This window comes from Corallincola platygyrae (assembly GCF_039544265.1).
GTDB classification, from domain to species: domain Bacteria; phylum Pseudomonadota; class Gammaproteobacteria; order Enterobacterales; family Neiellaceae; genus Corallincola; species Corallincola platygyrae.
In genome coordinates this window covers 127456-145486 of sequence record NZ_BAABLI010000006.1, presented here as the reverse complement: position 1 = coordinate 145486, position 18031 = coordinate 127456, and the positions used below count along the sequence as shown (strand labels likewise).

Below are 18031 nucleotides of genomic sequence, written 5' to 3'. Positions count from 1 at the left end.
GTTATGTGTATACAGGTTTTTAAGGTGACTGATTACTTAAAACATGCATTAGAAGTGCTCCTGACCGTATTCAAGTGGAGTATTGGTGTATTGCTTCTTCAGCATTTGGCTTCAATGACCTCTGTAGTGCTTGATGGGATTGGTTACTTAGGGTTCCCTGCGGTATTTCTTACTTATCAGGCATATCCGGACAATCAGTACTTCGATAGATACAACTTGTACTTAGACGTATTCTTTGTCGCAGCAGTTTATTGTTATCTTCTGTTCAAGAAATTTCGTCAGCTGCGGGTTTCCACATAACAATGCAGCTCACTAACTCGTCGCTACGCTCCTCGGGGACAAAGGCCACAGAGCGGCGAGCCGCTGGCCTTTGCCCGTGGCTGCGGCGTTAGGTTTACTTAGAGGTTAAGATGAATTCACCATTACCTAGTGCAAAGGCTGCACGGAAGGAAGTTGAGAAATTTCACCTCCTACTAAACCATGATGCGATGATTCCAGCTCAGTGCTATCGTATGAGCGATAATTTGTACTCGATGGTTTGCTATACAAATCAGATTGTTGCCTTGTTTGTAAGTAAGAATTTTCAAATGATTCCTGTCTTCATCAATAGGGCTTACAAGCAAATGAAGCGGTTTGAAGATCAACCAGGTACAGCTGGATACAGGTCGTTGGTTCACGATTACCTGTGCCAAGTTTCTTATTACTTGGAAAACTATTGCAACCTTGACCCGGAGTGGTTCAAAGATCGAATTCCGGCTGAAATCAGTGAGGGTGGCTCTAAGGCAGCGCCCGAATACGATCATGAAAGAATGGTTATTGAGCTGCCGGCGCATTGGAAAATAGTTTCATAAAACGTAAACCTAACAATCGCATCAAGGCATTGGACACAAAACAGTTGGCTTGTGCTCCTCCGTCGCTCATTTTAGCCAACAGTTTTGTGCCCCTTATGCGGGGCGCTAGCTGCCATATAGAAATAATATGCGATTAGAGCAACCATTAGAGGTTTTAATTGGCTCGATTGACGAGTTGCCGTGGGATCATCAGCTTTACGTATTGAGCTCTAGTCTCGCTAACTACCATGAAATGGCATTGGTTCTTGATGATGATGCAGAGCTGGAACGCGACCAACACGACGAACCAGCTTTCGCCTCATCAAAGGGCTACCAATACTTTATGAGCATTGCTGATTTGCAGGAAGTTAAGCGCAATTTAGTGAGCCGAGAGTCCGGTTCTTCGCTTCAACGCTTGATTGACGCGATTCTGTATTATCACAAAAACGACGCATTTATCAGGTAATGGCAGCTTAAGAAAAACGCCACAAACAGCGTGGCTTGGGACTGGCGCTAAGACGCGCCCAAGGCAAGGAGGAGACTCATATGAAATATATACCTATACCATTTTTTATAATTTCAATTGTTTTTGCCTTATCTGCTTTTTTTGCTGATGGCTTTATTCCTTTGAAAAGCACAGATTTCGGAGGCTATCCAAAATCAAACGATATAGCTAATGCTGATTCTCTATTGAATCAGTTGAATGATAGCTTTGCTAAGCTAAAAGCAACATCAAGTTTAAGCTTTGGAGAAAGCCCTGGTAGCGAGGAAATGGCTATGGCTATATTTGAAAGACAACAAACGAAGTTGCGTCAAGAGCTGGATAGTACAAAGGAACAAACACAAGAGCTTATTGAACTTCTAAAAGTAGAAATAGAGCATAGAAAAATTCTGGAAAATCGAATTTTTCAGCAATCTGGCTCCAATACTGGTGCTAATTATTCTCTGGTAATTGCGTTCATGTCTTTGCTTGTATCTGTTATCGCGATGTTGCCATCATGGATTCAATTACTTCGCAGTGAAAGCAGCTAGCAAGTAGTTCAATCGGACTTGTAACGCTTGTCCCGGTTTTTGCAAAAAACGCAAAACACAAGCCAACCATTACAAGCCGGTTAACTAAAGCGTTAAATGGCAATATGAAACTAAAGCTCACAAGAGATAGTGTCGCTGCGGGTGATGATGCAGACGCACCTCATTTCTTCGATGTAGTTGTTTCCGATGATTCAACTACGGAGGAAATAATTGAATTTGTATGCGAGGGCTCCTATCTACCAAAGGTAGTTGGCAGTGCGACATGGTCTTTCTCTTCGCACAAACCATTAGCAGTCTTTGCTCAAAAATGGGGTCGCCCCAGGATGCTTTCGTTTATCGATTGTCCTGTTTCAGATCTCGCAACAGACGGAAGTGGAATAAGGTTTCACGTAAACTATCACGCGCAGATTGAGCCCGAAGTTGTATTCGAAGTGTTGCGTCGCACCAAACCCAATGCCATTTAACAAGAAAAACCATTGGGACAAGTTAAACAGCGCGGCTTTGCCGCTAACTTGCTCCCTGTTTTAGGCGTTAGCCTCATAAGGACAGGATGATATGTTTGAAAACATAAGCATAGGGTTTTGGTTGGAATTAGCTCAGATATTCATTATTCCAATAACGATAATCGTCTTGTCACTTCTATTTAGACCGTTTCTCCGTGAATTGATAAGCAGAGCTACTAAATTTGAGGTTAAGTCAATCGATTTTCATGCTTTGGATGAGTTCAAAGAAGGAAAAGAAGATGAAGGTATAGCAAGTTTAGCAAGTAGAGGAATTGAGGAAGGTTTAAAAGAAGGCTCTAAAGAAAAGCTAGAAAAATTAAGGCTAGCACTTGAAACTGAGCAGGTGAGCCAAGTTATCCAGTATCATCAAAATAGCCTTGCGCAATCGCGCATAAGCTTCTGGTTTAGTATTGGTGCTGGCACATTAGGCTTTCTTGTGATCATCGTTGGGGCATTGATGGCAATGGCAGGTGTCCAATCAACTACATCCATACTAACAGTTGTATCTGGCACAATTATTGACGCAATAGCCGCATTATTTTTCACTCAGTCTAACCAAGCACGTAAATTAATGACTGAGTTCTTTGACAAGTTAAGAGTGGATAGGCAGTTTAACGAGTCGCTTCGGCTATGCGAATCAATTCCTGATGAAAGTACTCAGAGTCAGTTGAAGGCTCGTTTGTCACTGTTTTTTGCAGGTGTGCCTGCTGATACGGTTTATGAATTTGACAAGCACACTGAGGCTAACAATCCTATTCAGCCGACGCCAAAAGACGGCGCGGCTGATAGTTANGCTCACTAACTCGTCGCTACGCTCCTCGGGGACAAAGGCCACAGAGCGGCGAGCCGCTGGCCTTTGCCCGTGGCTGCGGCGTTATACGAATCGTAAAAATTAGGGAGAAAATCGATTGCGTCGCAATTTTTTGGCAATATTTACATTAGGCTTATTGGTGGTTGCATGCGGCAGCACCCAAAAACATGTAAGCACTAAAAGTGTTGAGCGCTCGCCCGCGCCTATGATGAAACTTCTCCCTGTAAGCTTTTCAGATGAAGTGGCGTCAGGAAAATTTAAAGCCGAGTGCTCAATGCTTCAAGTTCTAAATGATTCCATCATAGAAAACTCGGCTAACGTGACGTTAAGCTCAGATGCTAGTGGGTATGCTCTTGAAGTATCTTTTGTTGAGGTCGTTCCACACCGTTGGGTATTTGGCTCCGTGAGACCAAGCTCCAGCGCCACATTTATTGCCTCTGTAACCAAAGACGGGCAAACAATAGATACAACTAAGAAAACTATTGGTTCTGCAGTTGCGTTTGGCGCATGTGATCGGTTAGAAAAGATAGCTCTTGCTAGCGGGAGGTATGTGGCGAAGTGGATAGTACGCAAATAGAGCTGAAAACGTATAACAAACAAAATCAGTTGGACGTGGACCTCACGCTAAAAAGCGCGGCTGGGACATCAAAACATGCAGGATCACGGGAAACACTTTTTGATGGGGTTGGTCGGGACTGTTGAAGGTCGGCTAGGTTGGGCGGATGATGAAACCAGAAAATTAGTTCCCGACATAGAGAATATAGTAGCAGAGGCAAACTGGCTCGAATCAGTGGAATTTGACACTATCCACTACGTGATGCGTTTTGGAGCAGAAACAGATTCAAAAATATATTGCCGCATAAACAGAAAATACCAAGAACTTGAAGTAGCAAGCCAAGTATCCATGCAAGACTTACACGGTGTGTTTCTCGATAGAGAAAAGCTAAGATTGTTCTTATGCGCGGAACTCTACAGGGTTCTTCAGTATCTTGAAAAGAAATATAAGCTGCCATCGCTGCCTGTTTTGCAGTCATTTTTGGGGTAGAGGAAAATGCCTAACAAGCGGGTCAAGGCCGCTCCCTACGGTCGCAGAACTTCGTTTAACTGAGCCGTTTCTGGCGGCGTGATTTTTCTCAGACTTAAGCGGTTAGCCACTATTCTTTCTTCAAGGACTGGAAGAAATTCTATGACTAAATTTATGAATTCTCTTATGGGAATCTTGGCTGGAGTAGTTATACCTGGCCCTTGGCTGGTAATTGGACATCCGAATTGGATCGGACTTCTAGCTAGTATTCAAAAAATAGTTGGGTTGTCCGGCCTAGCAGAGAAATCGTTCTTCATTTTCTGGGTTTATTTGCCAACAGCCGTATTCTTTGGGGTAGTGTCAGGCGTCGTGATAGGTCGGTTAGGTAACCTAAGGTGGTTTATATATAGTTTTTTATTAACGGTTATTTTTATACGATACGTCGTTCCAAGGCTGCCGATCCTCAACATTTTGTTTTATAGGGCTTTTAATGATCTTGCCTTGTTGGGTACAACAATATCTTGCTCCATCTTTCTGATTAGCTTTTTCGTGGTTACAGAGGTTTTAAAAAGGTATGGCTGGGTCGCCAAATCATAACGAACCAATCAAATGCGCTTTAGGCCGCGCGGCTTGCCGCTAACTTGCTCCCTGTTTTAAGCGTTCAACACCATGTTCCACTTTAAACTCATAGCAATAGTTTTATTATCAACTCTCGGTCTGATCGTACTTGGATTGGCGATTACTTTATTGGGTGAGCGCCCAAAATCTGAGTTTGACACCTATAAAGAAGCTGAAGCTGCGGGCATGATGCAAGCGGGTTGGATCCCTCCATTCATTCCACACTCATCGTTTAATATCAAAGAGCAACACGACATAGATACAAATATTGTGACCATGTCATTTGAATACCGGCCAGACGACACAGAGAGCACTAGAGAGGCTTGTAGCTCAGAGAAGAAAATAGACAAGGGTATTGAGTTTGACTGCCCGCATCTATCGAGTAATGTAACGATAACACTATTGAACAATGGCACTGGAACATTGCACAGTTCGGTAGATTAAGTATTTAACAAGTATCGTAAAGCACCGTCACTGAACATGGATAGTCTCACCGAAATCAAAACAATACTTGCTCTGCTGCTAGAGACTGAGGTCAAGTCAAAAGCTGATCTTAAAGATTGGTATGAACTTGCTCAATCTGTTGAGCAACTGGCATCTGCCTCATCTATCGAGCTTCCGCATTTGGTCTGGCATTACCTTTCTGATGCAGATATCAGACTAAAAGAGCCTGATTACGGCAAAGATCAAATCGAGGAAGTTCAGTCCTTTATTGATTCATGAGATAAGCTCTGAGCCAATACTCAATAAATCAATCAAAAGCGTGGCGTCTTATTTAGGCACGGCCTATGCTCTCAGTTTAGGATATATGGTGATGGTAATGGGTGATGTTACATAGTTAAGGCATCGCACAAAATGAAGGCCAGTAGTTCTCCTGTCGCTACAGGCATTTAACTAAGCACCAATAATCCTCCCGCCAGACAGCAAAATCCAACGCTCTAGTAGCCGACTTTTATCCCATTCCTACGGTTTTTAGCCTGCTAATCCTGTCCAGTGTTGTAGCATTAAGCTTGAACAGCGTAAGTTAATAATCAATCAACTCAACACCCGTTCATTACACAAGGGATCGAGATGAAAAAATTCGAGAAGATGACGAAAGCTGAAGTGATTAAAGCGCAGCAAGACTGGGTAAACGCCGTCGTAGCACAAGATGTTGAAACTCTGCTTGGACTATATGACTTTGGCACACCCGATGAACCGCTGCTGTTCAAACCCACCTTAGCTGATGTGATCCGTCTCGATGAAGCGGGCGCACGTTCCTATTTTGTGGGTGGAAATGCTGATTACCCTAATGACAGCGGTTTTCTGAAAAACGGCTGGAAACGTGTTGAGTTCCAAAGCGCTGTTGGTCCGGTTTTGAAGGCTGGTGGCATGGGATACAAGGACATGGGCCACTATACCTTTGTCAACGGAAATGGCGATGCAACACGTGCTGACTATACCTTTGCTTATCATAAGTTAGATGGCAAAGTGCTGATATCGCTGCATCACTCCTCTCTTACCTGGATCCCGCCGACGGACAAGGATCAATAACGCTTTTTACTGGATAATTTTAGGTTTTTTATATGGATATGGATTTCAATAAGCATAAGCGGTTTGTGGGTTTTGGCTTGATCGCCATCGGAGCAATTGCATTGATCCAGCTGTTGTTCCAACTGCCCAGCTACTTCTCTGATTTTTCCAACAGCGCGTTGGCGCAATTTGTAGCGACGATAAACATCGAAGAGCACCCCATCATGTTTGGTGACAGTGCGCTGCAGATACCCAACACCTACCTGAGCATCGTCACCATCATCTTTGGCTTTATGCTGTTACGGATCTGGCTTGAGATTGGTGGGATCTTTATAAAGTTTGGCCGCCAATTGCTAAGTGAAGACACCAGCGAACTGACGGCGACGTTAGAGAAGCTATTGAAAGAGAAACAGTCACCGCCTTAATCAGTAGGCTATCTCAGGATCAACACAGGCATAGATCTGCCCTACACTTTGCTCATCCGAGATAAGCAGGTGTGCTAACTGTGCCACTTCACTTCGTGTAATCAATCCGTGTACTTCCTGATTCTGAGATAGTTCTCCCGTTTGTGTTACGGGGCCATCTTTAAGTCCACCCGGACGAAGTATGGTGTAGTCCAGTTGGCTGCTCTGCAGCCAGGCTTCTGCCAGTGACTTCTCTCTTACTGCGGCACCAAACCCGCGCTTAGCACCATCAGATAAGTACTGCCAGCTATCGCCACACCCGAGCGACGTCACTAGTAAAAAGCGTTTGATATTGGCCTGCTCCAGCGAATCAATGAGGTAACGGTGGCCGATATAATCCACAGGCACAGCGGCTCTGAAACTGCCCATAGTGGAAATAACCAAGGCGTCTTGAGGCAACTGAGCGACGGTTTGAATTACCTGACTCTGGTCCGTTGCATCACAGCAAATTGCGGTAAGGCCAAGCTCTGTGATTTGGGGGTTCTTTTTCGGATCTCTCGCAATCGCAATAACTGAAAACCCTTGCCCAGCAAAGTACTCAACCATGGCTGCGCCCAACCCGCTGGCAGCACCCCAGATAGCCACTGTCTTCATTCGATAAACACCTTTAATGCAAATGATAGTATTTTGCATTTGGCGCGTTACGATTACTAGCGGTTTAAATCAAAAATAAGACGTTAATAAAGTGACCGCTAAATCAATAGTTATCCTATTATCAGAGAGATAGCGTATTCAATTGCGCTGCACACATGATAAAAAATCACGACAATAGAAAACAGTGGAGTGCAAATGGATAGTAAAAAGCTGGAACTGGTGGTGTATATCTCTGCGGTATTGCTGGCCATCGGCGTGTTTTTACCACTCACAGAGTTACCTGTGTACGGCGAAGTGAGTTACAACAAAATTGCGTCTGTAGAGAGCTATTTCGTGATCCTGTTTGCCGTACTTGGCCCGGCGCTGCTTGTGCTCAACAAAAAACGCCTGCTGATCCTAGCTCCGATCGGTGTTTGGCTTACTCTGCTGTTCCCCGCCTTAAAAGGCATGTTTAAGGATGAAGACGACAGTTTCCTCAGCACTGTCACCGATAAAGCCAGTAGCGTGATGCAAGAGTATGCGGGCGATCTGATACTCGACCTGTTCAGTAATCTGATGAATTTCAGTTGGGGTGGTTTTATCTTCCTGCTTGCCCTGCTTACTTTCACTCTGTCGGCCATTATTAAGACATTGAAATAAGCCGCCGCAAAAGCCCCGTTAATATACGGGGCTACTTCTATGTACATTCAGTCAAGGCTTAATCTGGGCCTAGTCTGATAACTTTACCCCGCCATATCGTACGCCTGACAGATAAGCCATCTCCCGCTTCCAGGTAGCCAAATCATCAATATTGAACTGACTGAGTTGGTTATGGCCACACGCTCTGGCCATGACGGACATAAGCTCTACCGACGCATTAAAGAAGTTGTTTAAACGCGCAGCAGCATCCTCGACATTCAGCCGTGCTCTTAGCTCTGGTTTCTGGGTGGCGATGCCTGCGGGGCAGTTATTACTGTTACAGATCCGCGCGCCGACACAACCAATCGCCTGCATAGCACTGTTTGATAACGCCACTCCATCAGCCCCCAACGCCATCGCTTTCACAAAATCGATTGGCATTCTAAGACCGCCAGTGATAATAAGTGTGACCTTTCCGCTTTTGCCCTGCTCATCCAGGTAACGTCGCGCTCGTGCTAACGCCGGAATAGTGGGAACACTGATGTGATCCCGAAACATCTCAGGGGCAGCCCCTGTACCACCACCCCGACCATCAAGGATGATGTAATCGGCACTGGCATCCAGTGCAAACTGAATATCTCGCTCTATGTGGTTGGCGCTGAGCTTAAAACCGACGGGAATGCCACCGGACACTTCGCGCACACGATCGGCAAAACGACGGAAATCATCCACGGTTTGAAGGTCTTTGAACGTGGGCGGCGAGATCGCAGGCTCGCCAGCAGGAATGCCCCGAACTTCACTGATTTTCTGCGTATTTTTATTACCCGGGAGGTGGCCACCCGTACCGGTTTTGGCGCCCTGCCCTCCTTTAAAATGAAACGCCTGTACTTTCTTAAGGTGGTCTTCGCTATAGCCAAATTGAGCGCTGGCCAGCTCATAAAAATAGCGCGAGTTAGCGTCTCTCTCCTCCGGTAACATGCCACCCTCACCGGAGCAGATACCCGTGCCAGCCAGTTCTGCACCCTTGGCCAATGCAACCTTGGCTTCCTGAGACAGCGCTCCAAAACTCATATCAGATACAAACAGCGGGATCTTTAAGTGCAAAGGTTTTTTCGCCTTGGGGCCAATCACTAACTCAGTACCCACATCGACATCTTCCAATAAGGGTTTGGTTGCCATCTGTGCCACCATCAGCTGAATGTCATCCCACTGTGGTAACAGGTCTCTCGGCACGCCCATGGCGGTCATCGGGCCATGATGTCCCAGCTTGCTTAACCCCTCTTCTGCCAGTTGATGGATAAACGCCACATGGGGCTCTTCGGGTGTAGGTGTCGCCACAGGGGCAGCCCCCGCCGCAACTTGCACACCCGGCCCCTCCTTGCCTACCTGATCCGGCGCAAACTGTTTATGGCTGCCGTCGCAGTAAGGTGGGTTTTTGGTGTGTTTACACATGCAGAGGTAGCCTTCATCCTGATCGGCTTTAAAGGCCAATGGCTTGATATCTGTGCCTGCATGGGAGCCATCGCAAAACGGTTGATTACCGGAACGACCACAGGCGCAAAAGTAGTACTCATCGCCTTTGTTCAGTTCTATTTTCTTTGGTTTGTTATCGAAAATAACCGGCTTATCCATCAATTTGATCCTTGGGCGTTGGGATAGTCTCTTCAAGATTAGTTGTGAGATAACAAGTCAGCGAACGTTTTGACCGTGATTTTGGGGTATAGGTTTTGGGGTATGAGTTATGGGTTTTGCCGCCTGCCAATTAAAACTCATGATTGAAGCCTCAGCTTCCGGTTCGTCCAATTCCAACGCTTTTACTTTGCGATAGAATCACTGATTCGCAGATAAAGTGAGTGCCTGGGAGCCGAGACAATGTTGATGAAAGATGGATTAGGACCTGACGCCATTCGGCGGATCTCAACAGCACTTAAACAGATCATGACCAACTTTAGTCTTGCGCAGTTTGATGTTGAGCGGTTCGAAAGGGACGCGCTGACAGGTCTTGAACCATTGGAGTTAAAGCAGCGCCTGCAGCACCTGATAACAGTGCTGAACCAACATCTGCCTGAGGATTTTGCTGAAACGGCGGTGCTACTGAAAAAACTCCCGGAGGTGTGGGATAGAGGCGATCCGGACGACCCTATCCGCGGTTTTGCTATCTGGCCACTGACCGATTACGTTGCTGAGCATGGTCTAGAAGAGCCTCAACTTGCACTCGACGTTATGGCGAAGCTCACCCCCCTGTTTAGCGCAGAGTTTGCGATCCGTCCTTTTATTGAACAGCATCCAGAGCTGACATTTAAGCAGCTGGAAGCCTGGTTACAGCACCCGGATGAACATATCCGGCGTTTGGTTTCTGAAGGGACCCGGCCACGTCTGCCATGGGGCATGCAACTGAAAGGTTTCATTCAAGACCCATCCCCTATCCTGCCTTTGCTGCAGCAGCTGAGATTTGATGACAGCCTGTATGTGCGACGCTCTGTGGCAAACAACCTGAACGACATCAGCAAGGATCATCCAGAGGTGGTGATAGCGCTTTGCAAACAGTGGAAAGCGGATAAACACAAAGATGTCGACTGGATTATTGGCCATGCCACACGAACACTGGTGAAGGCAGGTCACCCGCGTGTTTTTTCTCTGCTTGGCTACAGTGACAATCCGGCGGTTAAAGTCAGTGAGTTGAATCTAGAGACAAGCCAGGTATCCAAGGGTGATACGCTGCCCTTCAGTGTGACTTTCAGCGCGTCAGAGCCTCAGCAAAAGTTCGTTGCAGACTATGCCGTCCACTATATGAAAGCCAACGGGAAAACCGCGGCCAAGGTGTTTAAGCTCAAAAACCTGACCTTAAACAAAGGTGAAGCAGCAACGCTCGAAAAGCAGATTTCGTTTAAAGAGATCACCACCCGCAAGTTCTATCCAGGCACCCACAAACTGGCGATCCATATCAATGGTATAGAGCAACAGAGTGTTGAGTTTGAGTTGGAGTAAAAGGGGCGAATATACCGCCCCTTTTTTCTGATTACTTGTGATTGGTTACTTATGGCTGATTACTTGTGACTGATAATCACGGCCATTTCATCACCATCAGCGAGTGGATTGCCTCGCAGATCGCTGTATGTCGCTTTAATAGACAGCCCATGCGGCTCAAGTTCAGCGCTTAACATTTCGATAGTGAAATGCTGAAGCCAGTTGAACACTGTCCACTCCTTGCCTTCCTGGATGATGACATATTTGTCGAGGGTGACAGCGTCAGCTTCATATTTGAATGTAGACTGAATGCACCAATAATCTTCTGCACTCCAGAATCCATTCATCGAGTTTTTAGCAAGATTTACCGATTCAGCTTGCTTCTTAAACCTTGATGCTGTGTAGACATCAAGTGCGATCACCCCACTTGGCGCCAACATCGTTTTAAACTTCTTAAACAGCGCAGATCGCTGCGAAGGACTCAGTGCGCACAAGTCGCACATCACCAAGGTAATCAGGTCAAACGTCCGAGCATCGGTGTAATCCAGGTAGTTACCCAGGTGATATTCGATCTGCAGATCCGACTGTTTCGCTTGTTGAGTAGCGTAGCTAAGTGAGTTCTCAGAGAAATCCAATCCAACAACGGTGCCAATGCCCTTTGCTTTTAACCGCTGGGTATACAAGCCTGGGCCACAACCAAAATCGATCGTTTTTGACGCAGGGTTTAAGTTGAACTCAGAAACCAACCAATCAACCGAGGCGTCAATAAACGCAAATGAGCGAGAAGCCGCTTCGATCTCCGGGTTTAAGTGGTAAGCGAGCATCTGCTTGGCAATGTGGCTGTCAGCCCACAGCAAATCTGCGGTATATGCAGACCAAACTGCAGGTTTAGCCGCCGCTTTATCCAGTTGTTTGTACATGTGTGTAATTCCGACAATTAAGTGTACTTGCCGTCCTTACATGAATTTTGAAGGGCGTATTACCCTAAAACGCTGTAAGGACGCTTGTAATAAAAAGCTAAATGAGAACGAAACATTGCTTGAGCCTCCTTAAGTGATGGATAGAAAACGCGCGAACCATATCAGTCAAGAGTATGACTGGCTAGGACTTAATGATTAATAAAGGTACGGAGTTGATCCATGGCAAATCCCACAATGGGATTGTTAGCGTGCAGACGCGGTTTTAAGATGCAATCAATTGGCAGCTTTTCGGTACCATAACTTAACTTCCCTCGCGGTTTATCAAGAGAAGTTAGATGAAATCCGGCGTAGTCGCGCAACAGGCCAAACTAATCTCACGCTAGCCTAATCAGTATCCCGTCAAACTGGCAGAAGTTGCTTTGTATGAAGGGCTAATAGCAATCAGTTTTTACTGGCTTGTTCTCTCAGCACATAATGTAGGATGCCACCGTGATGATAGTAAGCAAGCTCTTCCTCTGTATCGATTCGGCATACCAATGATACCTCCTCATTTGAGCCGTCCAAACGTTGAATGTGCAACTTGACCGTGGTGCGAGGTTGAATCTTGGATACACCTCGAACATGGAACGTTTCCTTACCGCAAAGATTTAAACTTAAGCGAGATTGCCCTTGCTGGAATTGAAGTGGCAAAACTCCCATACCGACAAGATTAGATCTATGAATGCGTTCAAAGCTCTCTGCTATTACGGCTCGAACCCCCAGCAAGCGCGTGCCTTTAGCTGCCCAGTCTCGCGAAGATCCCGTGCCATATTCTTTACCTGCAAATATCACCAATGGGGTTTCTTGCTGCTGATAAGCCATTGCGGCGTCATAAATAGACATCTGCCGGCCGCTCGGGATATGCGAGGTATAGCCCCCTTCGACTTGGGGCAGCATTTCGTTACGGATCCTAATGTTGGCGAACGTACCCCGCATCATCACTTCATGGTTTCCGCGTCGCGAGCCATACGAGTTGAAGGCGTCTGGCGCTACTCCTTTAGAAATAAGGTAGCTGCCTGCGGGACTGTCATTTCTAATCGAACCTGCTGGTGAAATATGGTCGGTAGTAACGCTGTCACCAAAAAGTGCAAGGCAACGAGCGTTTTGAATATCTGGGACGTCTCTTACGTGTGGGCTCATGGATGCAAAAAATGGCGGTTGCTTCACATACGTTGAGTGTTTGTCCCATTGATACAATCGTCCTGAAGCGCTCTCAATATCACGCCACTCCGTTGTGCCTTCGAACACATTACTATAACGACGCTGAAACATCTCAGGGGTCAGGCTTTTGGCAACTACCTCTTCAATCTCCATCGCAGTTGGCCAAATATCCTTTAGGTAAACTTCGTTTCCATCCAAGTCGACACCCAATGGGTCTTGGTAAAGATCTACTCGCATTGAACCCGCAAGAGCATAAGCCACCACCAGTGGCGGGCTGGCCAAGTAGTTTGACTTAACGTGGGGGTTGATGCGTCCTTCAAAATTCCGATTTCCTGAAAGGACACCACAAACATTGAGGTCAGCGGCAGTGACCGCTTGCGCAATTGGCTCAGGAAGCGGGCCAGAATTTCCGATACATGTGGTGCATCCGTATCCAACCAGGTTAAACCCAAGAGCATCAAGATCACCCTGTAATCCTGCGTTTTGTAGATAATCAGTCACGACCTTAGAACCTGGTGCCAGCGACGTCTTGACCCAACTCTTGACCTTTAAGCCCTTTTTCAGTGCCTTTCTGGCCAGCAAACCTGCACCAATCATCACGGATGGATTAGAGGTATTGGTACAGCTGGTAATCGCCGCTATCACTACATCGCCATCGCTTAGCTGATATGACTGCCCTATCACAGGTTGTTTTCTGGGTTCAAAAACCTCAAGGTCAAAAGCTGATGCAGCAAGTGATAAAGGAATTTTATCCTGGGGACGTTTGGGTCCCGCAATCGAGGGCACCACTGTGTCTAACGAAAGCTCCAGGGTATCAGTAAACACAGGTTCAGAGCCTGCTTCACGCCAAAGCCCTTGCGCTTTAGCGTAGGCTTCAACCAGTTCGATTCGGGCAGGGTCGCGCCCGGTAAAACTGAGATAGCGCAATGTTTCATTATCGATAGGAAAGAATGCGCATGTTGAACCAAACTCGGGGGACATATTGCCAATAGTGGCTCTATCTGCCAAAGGTAGGTTATCCAGTCCATCGCCATAGAACTCGACAAATTTGCCAACAACACCTTTCGTTCTCAGCATTTTGGTTATGGTTAGAACAAGGTCTGTCGCAGTTGATCCCTCTGGCAGCGAACCCGTGAGTTTAAAGCCAATAACCTCTGGAATCATCATCGAGACAGGCTGACCAAGCATTGCGGCTTCAGCTTCTATCCCGCCTACACCCCACCCCAGAATAGAAAGCCCATTTATCATGGTCGTATGGCTGTCGGTACCAACCAGCGTATCAGGGAACACAACACCGTCCTCCTCCCACACTGTCTGACCAAGGTATTCAAGATTCACCTGATGGCAAATACCTGTCCCCGGTGGTACCACTCGAAAGTTGCGAAAGCCCTGCTGCCCCCATTTTAAGAAGGCGTACCTTTCAGCATTGCGCTCAAATTCACGCTCTACATTAGTTTGAAATGCGTTGGAATTACCGAACTCATCCACCATCACAGAATGGTCGATCACTAAATCAACTGGGGTCAATGGATTGATTTGTTCTGGGTCACCTCCAAGCGCCCCCATTGCTTCTCGCATAGCAGATAAATCAACCACGGCAGGCACGCCAGTAAAGTCTTGCATAAGTACACGCGCTGGCCGATAGGCTATCTCTCTTTCGGAACAACGTGTTTTTTGCCAATTCACCAGTGCCTGCAAGTCCTCCAGAGTCACGCTGGAACCGTCCTCATGACGGAGCAGGTTCTCTAGCAAAACTTTCAAAGTGAAAGGAAACTTACTGATATCGCCAAGCTTGTCGGCAGCGACTTTGAGGGAAAAATACTCATAGATGGTATCACCGACGAGGAGTTGCTTGCGGGTTTTGAGACTGTCGTGACCTGTGCGTGTCATTAGGCACTCCTTAAGCTAAAGCCAACCTACTATCCAACGTAACGACATGAGTCATATAGATTTGTAGCCAAAACCAATATTGCTTGATGAACTCGCTTGGAAAATAATTCTTTGCTTTTAATTAGTTAGCAAAATCAAAAAATAGTTTCGTCACCACAGCTTTTAGAGTGAACAAATACTATCTAGATGGTGGAATGTTTTTAACTTCAGATAATGCACTCACTCCCACGTAGTGGAGGTTTGAGCGGCAACTACTTTTCTAACGAGTAAAATGCCAAGATGGTTCACAATGCAGTTACTCTACCCCCTGCTCCCGTCATCCAGCTCCAGCACACGGCCAGCAAAGTAATCGTTCTCAACGATAAACCTTACTGTATGGGCGATCTCTTGAACCTGCCCTAACCTGCCGACGGAGAGCGCTTTGGCTAACCTTTCCATCGCTTCGGGTTTCATCACGGCAGTCATTGGCGTTTCAAACACATATAGAGCGAATCTGCGGTATATGCTGACCAAACTGATGGCTTAACCGCTGCTTTATCCAGTTGTTTGAACATTTGTGTAATTCGAGGGGGAGTGTTACGCGAAAATGCTGTAAGAGCGCTTGTAATAAAAAGCTAACAGCGAACGAGACATTGACTTGAAACAGATTGTCTATATAAAGGGCGCATTGAAATCAGTGCCCATTCCGATTGGCACTATCCACGCTTTAATTCAAGACGTTAGCTGCAAAGGCCGCTGCCACGCCCTATGCTTTTAGCACTGCTTGAAGGTAGTGAGTGACAAAGCAGGGTTAACAGATACATTGCTGGATAAGCTAATGGCGACTCAGCGACGTAAATAGGCAGACGCCGAGAAACTTGGGAACAGAAAACAACCATGATGGAATTAGCTTTTTGGGCGACTTTTATCAATATCTTTATTGGTCTGATGGCGATCGTTAATCCCGTTGGGATCCTGCCGATATTTTTGTCCATCACCAATGACCAGACACCAGAGGAACGTCAGAAGACCGGTACCACCGCTTGTATTGCTGTGGGTATTATTCTTTTGGTCTCTATGTTGGCTGGAAGCGGTATTCTGAAAACCTTCAGTATTTCACTGGACTCTTTTCGCGTGGCGGGCGGCATTCTGGTCATGCTGATTGCCTATTCGCAATTGCAAGCCAAAGGCAGCAAGATTAAACATACCGAAGAGGAAGACCGCGAATCGGTCCAAAAGGACAACGTGTCTGTGGTGCCTTTAGCACTGCCGATCATGGCGGGGCCAGGCTCCATCAGTTCCATTATTCTTTGGGCCAACGAATCACCAACCATTTCCCATAAAGTAGCCACAGCCTTTGCCATTGTTGCCCTGGCAATCGTTGCCGCAGCGATATTCCGAGCCGCCCCCTTTATCAATAAATTGCTTGGTATCACCGGCCTTAACGTGGTAACCCGAATCATGGGTTTGATACTTTTTGCCATTGGCATCGAACTCATGGCCAGCGGACTGAAAGGCTTGTTCCCAGCGCTGACGTATCTACCAAGCGTGACAGCCAACTAGTTGTAAATCGAGTCGCGACTATAGGTAACTGACGCCATCTAAGATGTGGTGTCAGTGCCTCTCTATTCTGCCCCCTTACTTTCTTGACCTTAGCGTTTGCATCTATTGGTTATATTCACCTGAGGTGCGACAAGCCACCATCTCCCTGTTATTTCTTGCACGTAAACTAGTCTACAAGCGCCACTTAGCCGTATTGGATTGTTCACTTTGAGCCAATTGCAGCAGCGTCCTACTGAGCTGCTAATCTGTAGTTACCCTACCTCGAGGAGCTAACCATGCTGGACTTTAATTTCTACAACCCCACGCAAATTGTGTTTGGGCAAGATCGCCTTGCAGAGCTGAATGATCAGATCCCGGCGGATGCAAAAGTGATGGTGTTGTATGGCGGAGGCAGCGTAAAACGCTTTGGCACCCTGGACAAAATTTCCGAATCCCTTGGCTCCAGAGAAGTGATCCAGTTTGGCGGTATCGAGCCTAATCCCCAGTTTGAAACCCTGATGAAAGCTGTCGAACTGGTGCATTCAGAGGGCGTAGACTTTCTGCTGGCCGTGGGTGGTGGCTCTGTGATGGACGGCACCAAGTTTGTTGCGCTGGCAACCCAGGCTGACAGCGAGCACCACACGCTGTTGTTCCATGGCTTCGAACCTGTGCCATTGAGTGAAGCCATGCCGTTGGGGTGCGTGGTAACACTGCCAGCCACTGGCTCTGAGATGAACGCGTTTGGTGTTGTCACCTTTAACGACCAAAAATACCCGTTTATGTCACCGCTGGTTTTCCCTAAGTTCTCTTTCCTCGATCCAAATCTCACGCTTACGCTTCCCGATGAACAGGTCGCCAATGGCGTCGCGGACGCCTTTGTTCACGTCATCGAGCAATACCTGACCTACCCTGTAAATGCCAGAGTGCAGGACAGGATGGCAGAGGGCCTGTTGAAAACGCTGATTGAAGTGGGCCCAGTCACCCTGGCTGACAGCAGCGATATCGAAGCGCGAAAGAACTTTATCTGGTCTGCGACCATGGCCCTGAATGGCGTTGTAGGCTCGGGCGTACCGCACGACTGGTCCACGCATATGATCGGGCATGAGTTAACCGCCATGTTCCATATTGCTCACGGTCGAACACTGGCCATCATTCTGCCGTCATTGCTACGGGAGCGGAAAGATAAGAAACACGCCAAACTGCTTCAGTTTGCTGAGCGTGTGTGGGATATCACAGAGGGAAGCGACGATGACAGGATCGACAGTGCGATCGATAAAACAGAGTCGTTTTTCAACTCTTTGGGGATCGTGACTCACCTGACCCACTACGACATCGACGACGCAGGAATCGATACCGTGGTTGCTAATATGGAGAAGATGGGCCTTACCGCGTTATCTGAAACCGGTGATCTGACTTTGGATATTGTTCGCAAGATCTTAATCGCAGCGAAGTAGTTCTTCGCTCTAACCATTAGCTGGTCAGTTGAACAACAATAAAGGGCGGTTTTGCAGATGCATTAACCGCCTT

General features: G+C 46.9%; 20 protein-coding genes and 1 pseudogene. 16 read left to right on the top strand and 5 right to left on the bottom strand.

Annotated elements, in window-relative coordinates:
* The 12 genes from ABEA14_RS04405 to ABEA14_RS04350 form a co-directional block, all read left to right on the top strand.
* Positions 1–300: hypothetical protein (locus tag ABEA14_RS04405; RefSeq protein WP_345338650.1), on the top strand; the 300-nt coding region annotated here is incomplete at its 5' end.
* A gap of 110 nt (positions 301–410) precedes the next feature.
* Positions 411–851: a hypothetical protein gene (locus tag ABEA14_RS04400; RefSeq protein ID WP_345338649.1), complete on the top strand. Its 441-nt coding sequence runs from the start codon at positions 411–413 to the stop codon at positions 849–851.
* 127 nt (positions 852–978) lie between these two features.
* Positions 979–1296, top strand: coding sequence for a DUF7716 domain-containing protein (locus ABEA14_RS04395; protein ID WP_345338648.1), 318 nt, complete (start codon positions 979–981; stop codon positions 1294–1296).
* An 80-nt stretch (positions 1297–1376) separates the two neighbouring features.
* Positions 1377–1862 (top strand): hypothetical protein, encoded by a 486-nt coding sequence (locus tag ABEA14_RS04390; protein WP_345338647.1) that lies wholly within the window; start codon positions 1377–1379, stop codon positions 1860–1862.
* A gap of 104 nt (positions 1863–1966) precedes the next feature.
* Positions 1967–2326, top strand: coding sequence for a hypothetical protein (locus tag ABEA14_RS04385; RefSeq protein WP_345338646.1), 360 nt, complete (start codon positions 1967–1969; stop codon positions 2324–2326).
* A gap of 91 nt (positions 2327–2417) precedes the next feature.
* A complete protein-coding gene (locus ABEA14_RS04380; RefSeq protein ID WP_345338645.1) occupies positions 2418–3167 on the top strand; it encodes a TRADD-N-associated membrane domain-containing protein in 750 nt (249 codons plus the stop codon).
* Between the two features lie 106 nt (positions 3168–3273).
* A complete protein-coding gene (locus ABEA14_RS04375; RefSeq protein ID WP_345338644.1) occupies positions 3274–3753 on the top strand; it encodes a hypothetical protein in 480 nt (159 codons plus the stop codon).
* 75 nt (positions 3754–3828) lie between these two features.
* Complete coding sequence (locus ABEA14_RS04370) at positions 3829–4221, top strand: Imm39 family immunity protein (RefSeq protein ID WP_345338643.1); 393 nt, start codon at positions 3829–3831, stop codon at positions 4219–4221.
* A gap of 648 nt (positions 4222–4869) precedes the next feature.
* Positions 4870–5262, top strand: coding sequence for a YbbD-related protein (locus ABEA14_RS04365; RefSeq protein WP_345338642.1), 393 nt, complete (start codon positions 4870–4872; stop codon positions 5260–5262).
* A 36-nt stretch (positions 5263–5298) separates the two neighbouring features.
* Positions 5299–5541, top strand: coding sequence for a hypothetical protein (locus ABEA14_RS04360; protein ID WP_345338641.1), 243 nt, complete (start codon positions 5299–5301; stop codon positions 5539–5541).
* Between the two features lie 348 nt (positions 5542–5889).
* Positions 5890–6351: a hypothetical protein gene (locus tag ABEA14_RS04355; protein ID WP_345338640.1), complete on the top strand. Its 462-nt coding sequence runs from the start codon at positions 5890–5892 to the stop codon at positions 6349–6351.
* Between the two features lie 32 nt (positions 6352–6383).
* Entirely contained in the window at positions 6384–6755 is a 372-nt protein-coding gene (locus ABEA14_RS04350; RefSeq protein ID WP_345338639.1) for a hypothetical protein, read from the top strand.
* On the opposite strand, the gene ABEA14_RS04345 is transcribed toward ABEA14_RS04350, so the two are convergent.
* Complete coding sequence (locus ABEA14_RS04345; RefSeq protein WP_345338638.1) at positions 6756–7388, bottom strand: SDR family NAD(P)-dependent oxidoreductase; 633 nt, start codon at positions 7386–7388, stop codon at positions 6756–6758.
* A 195-nt stretch (positions 7389–7583) separates the two neighbouring features.
* On the opposite strand from ABEA14_RS04345, the gene ABEA14_RS04340 reads away from it, so the two are divergent.
* Positions 7584–8027 (top strand): hypothetical protein, encoded by a 444-nt coding sequence (locus ABEA14_RS04340; RefSeq protein WP_345338637.1) that lies wholly within the window; start codon positions 7584–7586, stop codon positions 8025–8027.
* A gap of 69 nt (positions 8028–8096) precedes the next feature.
* On the opposite strand, the gene ABEA14_RS04335 is transcribed toward ABEA14_RS04340, so the two are convergent.
* Positions 8097–9638, bottom strand: a complete 1542-nt coding sequence (locus ABEA14_RS04335; protein ID WP_345338636.1) for a glutamate synthase-related protein — start codon at positions 9636–9638, stop codon at positions 8097–8099.
* A gap of 240 nt (positions 9639–9878) precedes the next feature.
* Between ABEA14_RS04335 and ABEA14_RS04330 the strand changes: the two genes are divergently transcribed.
* Positions 9879–10994: a DNA alkylation repair protein gene (locus tag ABEA14_RS04330; RefSeq protein ID WP_345338635.1), complete on the top strand. Its 1116-nt coding sequence runs from the start codon at positions 9879–9881 to the stop codon at positions 10992–10994.
* A gap of 59 nt (positions 10995–11053) precedes the next feature.
* On the opposite strand, the gene ABEA14_RS04325 is transcribed toward ABEA14_RS04330, so the two are convergent.
* The 3 genes and pseudogenes from ABEA14_RS04325 to ABEA14_RS04315 form a co-directional block, all read right to left on the bottom strand.
* Complete coding sequence (locus tag ABEA14_RS04325) at positions 11054–11893, bottom strand: class I SAM-dependent methyltransferase (RefSeq protein WP_345338634.1); 840 nt, start codon at positions 11891–11893, stop codon at positions 11054–11056.
* Between the two features lie 441 nt (positions 11894–12334).
* Positions 12335–14983 (bottom strand): aconitate hydratase AcnA, encoded by a 2649-nt coding sequence (acnA, locus tag ABEA14_RS04320; protein ID WP_345338633.1) that lies wholly within the window; start codon positions 14981–14983, stop codon positions 12335–12337.
* Between the two features lie 300 nt (positions 14984–15283).
* Positions 15284–15463 (bottom strand): annotated as a pseudogene (locus ABEA14_RS04315) (short chain dehydrogenase); the annotation flags it as partial.
* A gap of 396 nt (positions 15464–15859) precedes the next feature.
* Here ABEA14_RS04315 and ABEA14_RS04310 point away from each other — a divergent pair.
* Positions 15860–16525, top strand: a complete 666-nt coding sequence (locus ABEA14_RS04310) for a YchE family NAAT transporter (protein ID WP_377776189.1) — start codon at positions 15860–15862, stop codon at positions 16523–16525.
* Positions 16526–16800: 275 nt separating this feature from the next.
* A complete protein-coding gene (locus ABEA14_RS04305; protein ID WP_345338632.1) occupies positions 16801–17958 on the top strand; it encodes an iron-containing alcohol dehydrogenase in 1158 nt (385 codons plus the stop codon).
* Positions 17959–18031 lie beyond the last annotated feature (73 nt).

Coding starts and splice junctions, on each gene's coding strand:
- ABEA14_RS04355 (WP_345338640.1), top strand. CDS start 5,890: ATGAAAAAATTCGAGAAGATGACGAAAGCTGAAGTGATTAAAGCGCAG.
- ABEA14_RS04305 (WP_345338632.1), top strand. CDS start 16,801: ATGCTGGACTTTAATTTCTACAACCCCACGCAAATTGTGTTTGGGCAA.
- ABEA14_RS04370 (WP_345338643.1), top strand. CDS start 3,829: ATGCAGGATCACGGGAAACACTTTTTGATGGGGTTGGTCGGGACTGTT.
- ABEA14_RS04325 (WP_345338634.1), bottom strand. CDS start 11,893: ATGTACAAACAACTGGATAAAGCGGCGGCTAAACCTGCAGTTTGGTCT.
- ABEA14_RS04400 (WP_345338649.1), top strand. CDS start 411: ATGAATTCACCATTACCTAGTGCAAAGGCTGCACGGAAGGAAGTTGAG.
- ABEA14_RS04385 (WP_345338646.1), top strand. CDS start 1,967: ATGAAACTAAAGCTCACAAGAGATAGTGTCGCTGCGGGTGATGATGCA.
- ABEA14_RS04335 (WP_345338636.1), bottom strand. CDS start 9,638: ATGGATAAGCCGGTTATTTTCGATAACAAACCAAAGAAAATAGAACTG.
- ABEA14_RS04350 (WP_345338639.1), top strand. CDS start 6,384: ATGGATATGGATTTCAATAAGCATAAGCGGTTTGTGGGTTTTGGCTTG.
- ABEA14_RS04395 (WP_345338648.1), top strand. CDS start 979: ATGCGATTAGAGCAACCATTAGAGGTTTTAATTGGCTCGATTGACGAG.
- ABEA14_RS04310 (WP_377776189.1), top strand. CDS start 15,860: ATGATGGAATTAGCTTTTTGGGCGACTTTTATCAATATCTTTATTGGT.
- ABEA14_RS04390 (WP_345338647.1), top strand. CDS start 1,377: ATGAAATATATACCTATACCATTTTTTATAATTTCAATTGTTTTTGCC.
- ABEA14_RS04360 (WP_345338641.1), top strand. CDS start 5,299: ATGGATAGTCTCACCGAAATCAAAACAATACTTGCTCTGCTGCTAGAG.
- ABEA14_RS04340 (WP_345338637.1), top strand. CDS start 7,584: ATGGATAGTAAAAAGCTGGAACTGGTGGTGTATATCTCTGCGGTATTG.
- ABEA14_RS04345 (WP_345338638.1), bottom strand. CDS start 7,388: ATGAAGACAGTGGCTATCTGGGGTGCTGCCAGCGGGTTGGGCGCAGCC.
- ABEA14_RS04330 (WP_345338635.1), top strand. CDS start 9,879: ATGTTGATGAAAGATGGATTAGGACCTGACGCCATTCGGCGGATCTCA.
- acnA (WP_345338633.1), bottom strand. CDS start 14,983: ATGACACGCACAGGTCACGACAGTCTCAAAACCCGCAAGCAACTCCTC.
- ABEA14_RS04365 (WP_345338642.1), top strand. CDS start 4,870: ATGTTCCACTTTAAACTCATAGCAATAGTTTTATTATCAACTCTCGGT.